This is a genomic window from Tardiphaga sp. 42S5 (assembly GCF_034044155.1).
Lineage (GTDB): Bacteria > Pseudomonadota > Alphaproteobacteria > Rhizobiales > Xanthobacteraceae > Tardiphaga > Tardiphaga robiniae.
The window spans coordinates 4,773,358-4,786,829 of the sequence record NZ_CP139027.1 but is presented as its reverse complement, the minus strand read 5'-3'; the positions used below and the strand labels follow the sequence as shown (position 1 = coordinate 4,786,829).

Annotated in this window: 4 protein-coding genes; all 4 read left to right on the top strand. The window is 63.6% G+C overall.

The window, feature by feature from the left end:
* Positions 1–30: 30 nt before the first annotated feature.
* Positions 31–10,776 (top strand): filamentous hemagglutinin family protein, encoded by a 10,746-nt coding sequence (locus tag SFY93_RS22320; protein WP_320444622.1) that lies wholly within the window; start codon positions 31–33, stop codon positions 10,774–10,776.
* A 332-nt stretch (positions 10,777–11,108) separates the two neighbouring features.
* On the top strand, positions 11,109–11,783 hold the full coding sequence (locus SFY93_RS22315; RefSeq protein WP_320444621.1) for an STN domain-containing protein: 675 nt from the start codon (positions 11,109–11,111) through the stop codon (positions 11,781–11,783).
* The gene (locus tag SFY93_RS22310) at positions 11,780–12,325 is read left to right on the top strand and encodes an RNA polymerase sigma factor (RefSeq protein ID WP_320444620.1); all 546 of its coding nucleotides are present in this window, start codon (positions 11,780–11,782) and stop codon (positions 12,323–12,325) included. Before SFY93_RS22315 ends, SFY93_RS22310 begins: the two co-directional genes overlap by 4 nt.
* 31 nt (positions 12,326–12,356) lie before the next feature.
* Positions 12,357–13,340 carry a FecR family protein gene (locus tag SFY93_RS22305; RefSeq protein WP_320444619.1) on the top strand — a complete coding sequence of 328 codons (984 nt, stop codon included), beginning with the start codon at positions 12,357–12,359 and terminating at the stop codon, positions 13,338–13,340.
* Positions 13,341–13,472 lie beyond the last annotated feature (132 nt).

Sequence of the window (13,472 nt, the reverse complement as noted above, 5' to 3'; positions counted from 1 at the left end):
TTTGTAATCCGTTATCGAGAAGGCGCCAGCATGTCAGTCCAGCACACTCGCCAGCACACGCGTCCGAAGCAGGCGTATCGCGGCCTCGGGCATAGCGCTTTGTTGGCTGGGGCCAGCGTGGTCGCATTGCTGGCCACGTCGTTTGGCGGAGCGGATGCGCGCAGTCTTGGCGGCGGCAGTTCGAGTGGAGCGCCGACGTCGGCGGTCAATGTCGCGACAGAGGCGGCTCAGGCGCGGGCGCAGCAAGCCGCGCAAATCGGGTCGCAGGCGATGATCCGTGCAGCGAGCGCCATGCAGACCATGCGCAACCTGCAGCAAGCGGCGCGTGCGGCTGCGATGGCGACCGCAACAGGCGTGCCGAACGGGCTTGCGCCGGGTGGTCTCGTCGTCGCGCCCGGTGCAACGTCGGGCAGGACCGATGGCGGTGCGGGCCTGTGGCAGGGTGCCAACCTGCCGACGCAGACCACATCGGGCGAACGAACCGAGGTCGTGGTCAAGCAGAACGAAGCCAAGGCGATCCTGACCTGGGACGAGTTCAACGTCGGCCGCGAGACAGACCTGCGGTTCGACCAGAGCGCTGGCAGCGCGAATTCCGCAAGCTGGATCGCGCTGAATCGCGTGCTTGATCCGTCGCTGGCACCGAGCCAGATACTCGGTACCATCAAGGCCGAGGGACAGGTCTATGTCATCAACCGCAACGGCATCGTGTTCGGCGGTTCGAGCCAGGTCAACGTCCACACTCTGGTGGCGTCGTCGCTGAACCTCAGCAACGCGCAGTTCATGGCAGGCATCAACACGGTCATTGCCAGATATAATAACAACAACTCCACAATCGTTTTGCAGACCTTCGGCGATATTCCCGCAAGTGTGGAGCCTACGGCAGCTCCTATCGTGTACGGCAGGACGCCGGGAGACATCACGGTCGAGGCCGGTGCGCTGATCGAGAGCCAGGTCGGCGGTAAGGCCATGATGTTTGCGCCGCATGTCATCAATGCCGGCACCATCCGGACGCCGAATGGCCAGACGCTGCTCGCCGCCGGCGAAAATGCGTGGCTGTTCGACCCGTTTACTTTTGATGCGACCAGCGCTGTTCGCGGTCTGGATGTCACGACATCGTCGCCAATGCGCTTCTCCATGAACTACAGCGACTTCGATGGGACCTATGCGCTACCCGCGGTGAGGTTGATTTATGCTTCCGCGATCGCCGAAATGGACGCCCGTGCCGCCGACATAGGCTACAGTATCTTGAACAGCGGCGTGGTCGAGGCCGCCCGTGGCAACGTCACGATGGTGGCTCGTAACGTCGCCCAGAACGGGGGCGCGTTTGCCTCGACGGCGCTGAACAACCAGGATGGCTCAATCATTCTGCACGGCTGGAGCCAGGGCTTCGTCGGACATAACGGCGATAGCTATGCCCTGAATCGCTGGCGAGCCGGCACGCTGACACTGGGATCGGACAGCGTCACGACCGTGGTGCCGGACTTGACCGACACCAGCGCCATAGAGCTTTCGGCCGTCGATACGCGTTACCGCGCCGGCAGCATCGATCTACGCGGCAACCTGATCGACATCAGAGCGGGTGCCACTGTAGTGGCGCCGTCGGGCACCATTTCGGCGATCGCGAGCAAGATACCCAATATCGCCGTCGAACCGCTTGACGGAGAAAAGTCCATCGCCGATGGCAGCCGACTTTACATTGGCGAAGGGGCGTTGTTGAGCGTCGCTGGCCTGCGCGATGTGTTGTTGACGATGGAAAGCAACACGGTGAAGGCCGAGCTGCGGATCAACGAATTGCGCGACAGCGTACTCTATATCGACTCCTGGCTGCGTGGCGCGACCATCTACGTCGACAAGCGCGTCGAAGGTACATTCGTCGATGGGCCGATGGCCGGCGTGAACTGGATCCAGAACAAGGACGGCAGCTACAAGATCGGTAGTTGGAAAGGCACGCCGATCGGCGATGTCAGCGGCTGGATCGGCACAGGCTCGACCAATCTCGCTGAACTATCGACCGTTGGCGGCAGGATCAACCTGAAATCGAGCGGTGACATCGTTGTCCGTGCCGGCGCGATGCTCGACATCGCCGGTGGCTCGGTTCGTTACGCCGACGGTTACATCACCACGACCAAGCTGCTCGGGGCCGACGGCCGAATCTACGATATCGGGGCGGCAATGCCCGACCGGCAGTATGTCGGCCTGGCAGGCGGGTTCTCGCGCTATCACGCACGGATCAACGTCACGGAAACCTGGAGTTCGATTTTCGACCGGCACAACGGCAGACGGTTCGAACAGGGCTATTCGGAAGGCCGCAACGCGGGCAGCATTTACATCTACAACGGTGCGGGCTTTGCCATGGAGGGCGAACTCGACGGCCACGTCATTACCGGCGAACGGCAGGCGGCCGGCGGTAAGGCCGCGGCAGGCGGCCTTTTGCAGATCGGTGGCGGGAGTCCGACAAAGGACAATCCGTGGCTGACGTCGAACGTGATCGTCACACGATCGCCCGTTCACCTCGCGGATGACTTCGATGTCAATTCCATGCTGCCAACGACCTATTTCGATTCTACGACGCCACCGCCATTGGCTAGCCGTGCCAAGACCGTTTGGCTCGATTCCGGAATGCTCAACCGGTCGGGGATGGGAAAATTCAACCTGTTCTTCGACAGGTCGTTCGTGCAGGAAGCGGGCGCCGACCTTGATCTGTCGCCGGGCGCCGAATTGAACATCAGCACGATCGGATCTCCCTCGACGGGGAGTCTTGGTACGATTGCGATCAACGGCAACATTCGTATCGCCGGCGGCAAGATCAGACTGTTTGCGGACGACAACATCGTGATCGGCAATCGCGTAACGCTGGACGTGTCCGGCCAGTGGATCAACGAATATAGTAACGGCGCGGCGACACTCGCACCGAAGATCAACGGTGGCGAGATCAAGATCCAGATCGACCCCAATGCGACGATTCTCGGATTTGACGGCAAGGTCGGTATCGCCAGGACGGCGCTGTTGGATGTCTCCGGCGGCGGCTGGCTCAAAAAACTTGGCAGCAAGCAGAAGCTGCAGTTTGGCGATGCCGGCGCCATCACGCTGAGTAACCTTGCCACCAGCGTGGCGGATATCGATCTGCGTGCTTTCGCCGCCGGATCGGGCGGTTCGTTTACGATCAGCGCAGCGGGCAGTGTCCAGATCGGCGGGATCGTGCCGACGGATCCGGCGAACAGCTATCTGCCAGCGACATTGCTGGCCGAACGCGGCTTCCGGTCGGTGCAGATCGAAGCGCAGGACAACGTCACCTTCGCCGAAGGTGCGGCGATCAGTCAGATCCCAGTCAACATCGATCTCGGCACCGATTTCGTCTCGGCGCCTTCCGGAACAAAGCTGGCGGATATCGGACGGATTCGCGTGCTCGACCTGCCGGAGCGCCTGGCGCGTAAATCCGCTTCGCTGACCGTCACGGCACCCAGGGTCATCACGGTTGGAACAGGAACGACGCTGACGACCGACGTCAAAGGCAGCATCACCCTTGCTGAAAACACCACTGCAGCCGTTCCTGTTGCCAGCGGCACGGTAGTCGTCAATGGTCACATCGATGCGCCGGCAGGCACCATTTCGATTTCCGCTACGACGCTACGCGTTGCGCCCGATGCACAGTTTACTGCGCGAGGTCTCGCCGCCATTGCGCCGGACTTCAAGACCGGTTTGCTCGGCGGAAGTGTGCTTAACGGTGGCGCCATCCGTCTGACGGGCGCGATGAATCTGGCATCCGGCGTGCTGATCGATGTGTCGGGAACAACTGGCGTGATCGACGATCCCCAGCACGGACGCGGCAGCGACGCGACGGTCTCGCTGGCGAGCGATGGCGGTGAGATTTCGTTGCAGGGTGGAACCCTCGCTTCGTCCTCGATCGCGGCCAGCTTGCAGGCCAGAGCGGGCGGTCCCGGTGCGGCCGGCGGCCGACTACGCATCTACAATCCGTCGTTGGCCGGCGCCGGCAACGTGCCGTCGTCGAGCCTGTTCGACGCGATCAGTCTGATCGGTGCCAACGGTATGAACGTGACGGCATCGATCGGTGCGATCAACGGTGGCGGCTTCTCCGCTATCAATCTCTCCACAATGTTGGGCCTGATGATCGGCAACGGCGCCGTGATGGATGTGCCGACTGCGGCGGTCACGGTATTTGGAACGATCATTGCCGCCAATCCGGCTGCCAGCGGCGAAATTCGTGCCGGTATGCTGTCGCTGAATGGCGGCCTGAGCGCCACCAGCGCCGCGGCAGGGACTGGCTCACTTGTGCTGAGAGCAGGCGTTATCGATGCCACGCTCGCGGTGGTGCGCGGCTATGCCTCGACGATATTGATCGCCGGCGACCTGCGCTTGCGCACGCCGGAGGTCACTGTGAGAGGCGAGACCCTGACGGGGGTGAGCGCGCTACTGGATACGGTCGGTACGCTGACGCTGCAGGCCGGGCAAATCTATCCAACAACACAGACCACGGCGACTGTCTCTGCCACCGAGAGGATCCTCGTCCGCGCCAACGGCGCTCCAACGGCGGCACTGTCGGCTGGCGGCAACCTGACGATCAAGGCGCCGGACGTCGATATCGGCGGTACCGTCCGGGTGCCGTTCGGCTCGCTGACATTGTCCGCGTCCAATTCGGTCACGCTTGGGGCCGGTGCCGTGGTCTCGGTGTCTGGCGACGGAATGGACCTGCCTTATGGTGTGCTGCTCAACCGTGAGAACTGGGCCGTGCAGATCAGCAGCGCGGGCAATCCGCCGACCGTCCTTTCGGCGCTGCCGGAAAAGAAGATTATGCTCGACGCGCCGTCGGTAAACGTCGCGGCGGGATCGACCATCGACATCCGCGGCGGCGGCAACCTGCACGCGTCGGAATTCGTGGTCGGCAGCGGCGGTTCGCATGACATCCTGGCGATGCCCAACACCTATGCCATCATGCCGGCCTTCGCGTCGGCAACGGCGCCCGCGGGCACCGTGGGCAGCGGCGTGTGGCTGGCCGGCGGCAATGGTCTGGCAGCCGGGTGGTACAACCTGATGCCGGCGAAATATGCGCTGATGCCGGGGGCGTTCGCGGTCCAGATGGTCGCGGGCAGCGCCGGGAAATCGATCCCGACATCGACCAGGCTGCCCGATGGCACGCTTCTGATGTCCGGCCGGTCCGGCAATGCGGTGAGCGGGGCATCTGATGTTCAGGCCTCGAACTGGCGGGTGATGAGCGGCAGCGTGGTTCGCGCCTACAGCGAATACAACGAAGCCAGCGCCAACACGTTCTTTGCGTCGGAAACCTTCCGGACAACGCAATATCGCCTGTCGGCGCTCACCCCGGCCATTCCTGACCGTCCAATGGACGGCGGTTCGGTGGTCTTCAAGGCTCGCCGGGATCTGACCCTGGACGGACAGCTTCTCTCGCAAGCGGCTGACGGCGGTCGCGGCGGCCTGGTCGATATCTTTGCGACCAACATCGCCGTGGTCGGTGCCGGACAGGATCGCTCGGGCCTTGCCGGCTATCTGATCATCGACTCGGCGCGGCTCAGCAGCTTTGGCGCAGCCAGCCTGTTGCTCGGCGGCACCCGTAGCAATTCCATCAACGGCGTTGCGCTGACCGTCGGTGCCGGCAACATCATCATCCGCAACGACGCCGGCAGTGCGCTGACCGGCCCCGAGATCATCCTCGCCGCCACCGACACCATTGCGATCGCGGACGGCAGCGTGCTGCGCGCCCAGGGCGCATCCAGCAGCTACGACAGCGATCTCACCATCGTGCCGCAGGTTGCAACCCCGGCGCGCGACTATGGCGCACTGATTCGGCTGTCCAACGGCAGTGCGGTCAACGTGCTGCGCAGCAATGTCGATCAGACAGCAACGGGCACCGTCACCATCGGCGCCGGCGCCGTGATCGACGGCGGCAATGCCCTGATAGTCGATGCCACCCGCAACACCACGCTGTCCGGCTCCGCGCTCGTCCTGGCGAAGGACATCACGCTGTCAGGCAACAGCATCGGATTCGGCGGCGGCACTGGTCTTGTGTTCGATGCCAATGGCTTTGCGCAGTTCAATCGCGCCGAAAATCTGACCTTGCGCAGCTACACCAGCATCGATTTCTACACCGGGATCGATTTTGGCGCCGCCGGTCTGCGATCGGTCACGCTGGATGCAGCCGCGCTTGTCGGACGGAGCACGGGCTCGGTCGTCCTCAATGGCGACACCGTGGTATTGCGCAACAGCAGCGGCAGCTTTGTCGATCCGCTCGTTGCCGATCAGGGAATGCTGGAGCTGAGCGCCAATCGGCTTGTGCTCGGCAGCGGCGCCAAGAATTTCCGCGGCTTCGGCACCGTGGCGCTGACGGGACGCAGCAGCATCAGCGGCCAGGGCGTCGGCAGCCTCAATGCCGGTACTGCGACCGTCAGCCTCTTCGCGCCTCTCATCACCGGGCAGAAGGGCGCCAACCAGTCGATCGCGACAGGCGGAAGCCTTGTCGTCGCCGGCGCGGATGCCGCGCTGGTACGCGACGCGGACAGCCTCGGCTCGCGCTGGGCGTTCAGCGGCGGCCGCATCGAATTCGGCGGCCGCGTCGATGCCATCGGCGGCATCGTGTCGCTGACCGCGACGTCGGGCGACGTCAACGTCCTCGATGGCGCGATGATCGATGTCGGCGGCTTCAGCAAGACGTTCAATGACGTCACCGCGTCCGCCAATGCCGGCACCATCAACCTGGCTTCGGCCGGCGGCAGCGTGATCGCCCATGTCGGCTCGGTTCTCAAACTGGCCGCGGCGACCGGCGGCGATGCAGGCACCCTTGCGGTGACATCGGGGGGCGGAACTGTCGTGCTCGGCGGCATCGTCCATGCGCAGGCGGATGCGGGCAAAGGCGGGTCATTTGCGCTCGACGTCGGCACGCTCACCAACTTCGCAGGCCTGGCGCAGCAGCTGGAAGCTTCCGGCTTCACGCGCTCGCAATCATTCCGTGTCCGCACGGGCGATGTCGTGCTCGATGGCAGCAGCCGGGCAGCAAGCTTTTCGCTCAGCGCCGATGCCGGCCTTGTCACCATCACCGGCAGCGTCGATGCCAGCGCCGCATATGGCGGCAGCATCGCGATCGCCGGCGGCGGCGGTCTGACCATGCTGGCGGGATCGAGCCTGAGCGCGCGCTCAACCACCGCGCTCGGCAGCGGCCGGGTGGTGCTCGAGGCCGGCAATGGTACGCTGGATGTCCGCGGCGGCAGCATCGACGTCTCCGGCGGCGATGGCGGCAAGGTGCGCTTCCGCGCCCTGCAGAAGTCAGCCCATACCGACGTCATGGTGAGCAATCTGGCGGCGGTCATCACCGGCGCGCGTTCGGCGGTGCTGGAAGCCGTCGCCGTCTACACCAGCACCGACGGGAGGGTCGAATCCCAGTTGCTGCCCGGCGCCCCCGGCATCCCAGGCGCCATCGTCGATGCCGGCACATTCATGGTGGCGGCGCCCGGCATCGCAGCGCGGATTGTCCCGGGCATCGACGTGATGGCCGGCATCGAGATCCGCAGTGCCGGCGATCTGTCGCTGACCTCCGACATCGATCTTGCCAATACGTTCGCGGCCCATGAAAGCGGCCTGACGCTGCGCGCAGCCGGCAATCTGACCATTGCCGGCAATATCAGCGACGGCTTCAGCAGCGCCGTCCGCACGGGTGCGGTGCTGCTCGATCAGGCCTCCTGGGACATCCGGCTGGTCGCCGGCGCCGACCTCGGCGCGGCCAGCGCGCTGACGGTAAAACCGCTGGGAGGTCTGGCGGCCAACAGCGGCACGCTGACCGTCGGCGCGGCATCCACCGGCACTCAGGTGCGCACCGGCATCGGCGATATCGCCGTGCGCGCCGGCCGCGACATCAGCCTCGCGCACTACCAGTCCGTGATCTACACCGCCGGTCGCAAGGACAATGTCGGTTATGCGGGCTTCACCGCGCCGGGCGCTGCAGTCTACGGCGTGCTCGGCGGTCATCTCGGCATCGAGGCCAGTGGCAGCATCAGTTCGGTGCTGCCTACGATCATGACCAACAACATGGTCATCAGCGACTGGCTGAAGAAGGAGGGCAACGTCGGAGCAAACCTGCGCTTCACGCAGCAATCGCAATCGACCTGGTGGGTCGACCATAGCGCCTTTATCCAGGGCGTCGGCGTGCTCGGCGGCGGCAACGTCAACGTTCGGGCCGGCGGCAATCTCGACAACTTGATGGTGGCGGTGGCCACCACCGGGCGTGTCACCGGCGGCGTCACCGCCGACGACGGCGTCGTGCATATCGACAATGGCGGCGCGATGAACGTCGCCGCCGGCGGCGCCATCAAGGCTGGCTACTACTATGTCGCGCGGGGGACGGGGAGTATCGATGCCGACACCTTCGCTATCGGACGTCAGGTCCTGTCAATCATCACCAGCCCCGCCTCGTGGACGACTTACGACATCGCGCCGGTGTTGGCGCTCGGCGACGCGCGTCTCGACGTTCACACCGCGGGGGAGCTGCGTCTGCAGACGGTGATGGATCCGCTGATGGCCTTCGATCGGAAAAAGGGCGCCAATGCTCAGGCCCTGATGGTCGGCGAAACCGGCGACAGTCGTCTGAACCTGACCTCGTTGGGGGGCGACGTTACGCTGGTCAACCAGATTAACTATCTGTCACAGGATGTGACTTCCGCAAGGGCAACTACGCCCAACGTCCTTGCCTTTCTGAACCAGTTTTCCGGCAATCTGTATCCGGCACAGACCCGGATTGCGTCGCTGAGTGGTTCGATCAGCAATCTCGGCCGTATTGCAACATTGCCCGGCGCCACCTCCGACCTGACGATGCTGGCGTCGCAGGACATCACCGCTGGCATGATCGTGATGGCCCGCGCTACGCCCGGAATGTTGCCGTCCTATCTGCGCCCGTTTGGCGGGGCCACGCTGCAGCTCAACACCAACACGCGGTTCTCCGAGACGCGGTTTCTTGACATCCTGCGCAATCCGATTGATCCGCTGGTCGATTTTGGTGGCAGCAATGCGTATTTTCGTAGCATCAATAATCCAGACGTCCTGACCAATGCCGGCGACATGGAGCCGAGCCGGTTCTATGCGCTGAATGGAAACATCCTCCGCGGCGCCGGACGCATCCTGGCCGGCGAGGTTGTCAAGACCGAGAACACCATCACCACCAACGAGCAAGTCTGGATGTCGGCTGGCAAGGATATCCGCGACCTCAACCTGAACCTGCGCAATTTGCGTTCCACCGACGTGTCGTGGCTGAATGCCGGCAATGACTACATCCACCACAACATCAGACCGCAGGATCCAAGCATCGTTCCTGCGATCGTCGTCCAGGGGCCGGGCTCGCTCCTGCTGACCAGCGGACGTGATATCTATGGCGATGCGCTGGCGATCCGAAGCGACGGCAACCGTCTGTATGACGCGACCACCAACGAGGTGCGGCCGAACACCACAATCAACGGCTTGTCCAAGACCGGCGCCTCAATCGAGATGATTGCGGGGCTCAACGGCAAGCAGCCGGATTACGCTTCCATGGCAAAGACCTATCTAGATCCAACGCAGACCGCGGCGATGCCTGCTTATCTCACCACGATGGTTGGCGGTCAGGTGCTGCCGCTGTATTTTACGGACGACAGTCGGCCCGCCCTCGGCGGCGACAAGCAGACTCGCTACGGCCTAGTTTCCTTCGTCCTCGACATGACCGGTACGACGCTCTCGCCAATTGACGCTTGGGCGGCGTTCAAGGCGATGCCGGCGCTAACGCAGCAGCGCTTTCTGCGGCAGGTCTATATGCAGGAGCTTCGCGAATCCGGCCGCGACCAGACCGCCGGCGGCGCGACCGGCGGCTACAAGCGCGGCTACGCCGCCATCGCCACCCTGTTCCCTGGCGACGGCTGGAAGGGCAATGTAGAAAGCGACAACGCCATGTTCCGCACCATGTCCGGCGGTAACATCGAGGTGATGACGCCGGGTGGCGGGCTGCAGATCGCGGCGCTGAACCAGGTGGTCCAGCCGGGCTTCGGCCTGATCACGCTGGGCTACGGCAAGATCGATATCTTTGCGAAAAAGAGCGTCGTCGTGAACCGCTCGCGTGCGCTGACCTTCAGCGGTGGCGACGTGACGATCTGGGCCACACTCGGTGACATCGACGCTGGCCGCGGCGCCAAGACGACGCGCGTCGGCACGCCACCGCAGATCGTCACCGACAAAGACTCAGTCACGCGACTAGTCGAAAAGTCAGGGATCAGCGGCGCCGGCATCGGTACCGTGATTGGCTATGCCGGCGTCGAGCCCGGCGATCTCGATCTGATCGCGCCATCAGGCACGGTGGATGCGGGCGACGCCGGCATCCGGGTCGCAGGCAACTTCAACGTCGCCGCGATGTTCGTTCTGAATGCCGATAACATCAAGGTCGGTGGCGACAGCAAGGGCGTGCCGAAGGCGGAAGCACCAGCTGTCAATCTTTCGATCGACACCAAGGACAAGGCCGCCGCCGACGCCGTCAAGGACGCTGGCCAGCAGACCACGACGGCCCAACCGTCGGTGATCATCGTCGAGGTGCTGGGTTACGGGGGTAGTGCCGGCGATGCCGATAGAAGCCCATCTGACATGGAAAAGGCCAGGAAGGAAGAGGAGGAGAGGCGCAAGCGAAGCGATGTTCGCGGCTATGACGCCAACAGCCCAAATCAGGTTCTTGGGCTGGGTCCATTGACGGATAGCCAGGTTGCGGAGCTTGCTGCAGAGAAGCGCCGCCAACGCCCTTGATGAGGGCCGGCAGATCGGCCTGTGTGGTTTCTAACGGCTCATCTTCCTCAACGATCCGGTAAGCCGGATCCGCTCCTGGGACGTAAAGCAGGCACTCGGCAGCGGATTGATGTGCTCGCTTGCTTGCCTTTGAACTAGGTGATCGAGCAAGAATGTTCGACGTGCCGATCACAGACATCGTGCAAGGTACATCGGATAAGCTAACGCAGCTTGGTACGCAGGAAAAATCTGTGACTTTTCGGGCGGTTCTGGCCTGACATCTAGTTGTTATACTTGTCACATAGGTACGTGCTTGGCACGTCACGTGCCCTTCAATGTGAGGATGGGGTCAAATGCCCGCGCCATGGGTTGCGCATGTGGGCGTTGCGCTTCGTCTTGCGGTAGGTGTTGCTTTGCTGGGTTCTCCGATCGACGCGCGAGCGTCCAGCGAAGCACGACGTTTCGACATTGCTGCGCAGCCGCTCGCCAGCGCGCTGGTCGAATTTGCCGACAGCACGGGGTTGGCCGCGTTGGTCGATGCCGAAGTCGCCGGCGGCAAGCGATCAGCCGCGGTTCACGGGCGGTTGCTCCCGCAGGACGCACTGCGCATTCTTCTTGCTGGAACCGGTCTTTCGTTTCGTCGTGCCGGCGACACCGCCTTCACGGTCGGTCCGAACACGACGGCGCCGATGATCGATGGCGAGCATTCTGACGGGCATCGTCGCGCGGAGTTCAGCCATTACTTCGCGCTGATTCAGGGTACGATCGAACAGGCGCTCTGCAGCGATGCGGAGGTACGGCCCGGACCGTACCGTTCGGTGGTGCAGGTGTGGGTCGGACAGGCTGGATCGATCGATGCGATCCATCCGGTCGGTTCGAGCGGTGACGATGGCCGCGATGCGCGCATAGCCCTCGCGATCGCGCGCGCCGGAGTGACACCGCCGCCGGTCGGGCTGCCGCAGCCCGTCACCGTTATCCTGCAGCAAGGCACGTCCGACGCGGTCTGCGCGACCGGGGCTGCGCGATGACGGAAACGTCGATTCTCCGGATGCGGAGCATCTTTGAGGCCAAATATCAGCGGTTTCGCGAGCGGCTGCGTCGCCGGCTGGGCTCCGATGCCCTGGCGGTCGAGGTGCTGCACGAGACCTGGCTGCGGCTCGACCGGATAGGCGACATCGATGCCATCCAGAAGCCGGAATCCTACCTGTTTCGCATGGCGCTGAACGAGGCCGCGGACCGCCGCCAGGCTGACAGCCGCAAGCTTTCCGTTTCCGAAATCGAGGTGGTACGCCATATGATGGACCACACCCTCGATCCCGAGCGCATTTCGGACGCGCGACGGGAAATAGAAGAGCTTGCGGCTGCGCTGAACGAGCTGACGCCGCGTCGCAAGGCAATTTTCCTGCTCGCGCGGGTTCATGAAATGAAGCACGCCGACATCGCGGTGAAATTCGGCATTTCCCCACGGATGGTGGAAAAGGAGCTCGTGCAGGCCCTGCAGCACTGTTCGCAACGTCTGGGAAGAAAAGTCATCCGTCGGTTCGGTCCCGGCCTCCCAAAAGAGTCTTAAGGGGTAAGGGATGGGTGAGGACAGCACTCCAATGACGGACGTGAAGGGACATCAGGCGCTGGCGCACGCGGCGCAGGCGTGGCTCGTCCGCCTGACATCCGGCGAGGCCACGGCTGCGGATAGCCGGGATCTGGCGAGCTGGTGCGCGCGCAGTCCGGCGCATGCGCGGGCTTTCGCCGAGGCCAATGCGCTGTGGGACAGGCTGGAACAGGCGGCGCGCCACCCAGCCGTATCGACGTCGCCAGGGCTTGCGGCGTCAGGTCATGCGTTGTCGGGCCGAACAGCACGTTCCCGTCGCTGGTTTCTCGGCGGAGCGATTGCGGCATCGGTTGCCGGGGCCGGTTATCTGATTGCGCGCCCGCCGATGGAGCTGTGGCCATCGCCCCAGGAGCTGGCCGCCGATTACCGAACCCGTACCGCGGAGCGACGCCAGATTGCGGTGGGTGATGGAATTACGGTCGAATTGAATACCCGCAGCAGTCTGAACGTCCTTCACGAGGCGAACGCGCGAAGGCTTGAGTTGATTTCCGGTGAGGCCGCGATCTCCGTCTCGCAGCAACAGCCCGCAACACTGACGGTTGCGGCCGGAGGCGGGGCCGTTCACGCCACCGATGCGCAGTTCAACCTCCGATGCGAAGGCGGGCGCTCCGTGGTCACATGTCATCGCGGCATGGTCGCGATCGCCTATGCGGGGACATCCGTCACCGTGGGTGAGGGCAAGCAGGCCTCCTATGCCGATGGCATCGTGAACGCACCTGCCATCGTCGATCCTGCCGTCGTCATGGCCTGGCGCGACGGTCAACTGGTGTTTCGGCAAACGCCGCTTGCTGACGTCGTCAGCGAGGTCAATCGGTATCGGAACGGTCGGATCATTCTCGCGAATGAGGCACTCGGGCGCCGTCCCGTCGAGGCACGCATTGCTATCGACCGCGTCGACGATCTGATCGCCCTTGTCAAGGAAGCCTATGGCGCCAAGGTGACGTCGCTTCCCGGTGCCATCGTCGTGCTCTCCTGATCGGCTTTGGCTGTGTCGCCATTTGCGAAATTTTCATGACACGGTTCAGTCCCGTTCTGCCTCGGACCGTCTTAGGGGCAATCAGAAGAAGAGACGAAGTGCAGGCGCGTTGAAGTCATTAGCGGTTGGCAT